General features: G+C 75.5%; 1 protein-coding gene. It reads left to right on the forward strand.

Features of this window, described 5'->3' with window-relative positions; all coding sequences use genetic code 11:
* A partial coding sequence (locus UK12_RS35250; RefSeq protein ID WP_045307304.1) for a tyrosine-protein phosphatase occupies positions 1 to 302 on the forward strand: 302 nt, incomplete at both ends.

The raw sequence follows: 302 nt of genomic DNA on the forward strand, positions 1-302 counted from the left end.
AAGGCCAACCGGACCCTCGGCGGCGGCCGGGCCCGGCAGGCGCTGGAGAAGGACTACCGCGCCTTCGTCACCTCCGCCTCCGCCCGCGCCGCCTACAAGAAGCTGGTTACGGAGCTGGCCCGGCGCGCGGGCGGCCCACTGCCCTTCCACTGCACGGCCGGCAAGTACCGGACCGGTGGGGGGGTCACGCTGATCCCGCTGCTGCTCCGCCCCGACGAGCCGACCGCCCCGGACGAGTACCTGGCCGTCCGCCCGGCGCTTCGCGTGGCACTCGCAACCCAGGTCGCGGCCTTCACCGGCGG

Origin of the sequence: Saccharothrix sp. ST-888 (genome assembly GCF_000955975.1) — a bacterium.
Lineage (GTDB): Bacteria > Actinomycetota > Actinomycetes > Streptomycetales > Streptomycetaceae > Kitasatospora.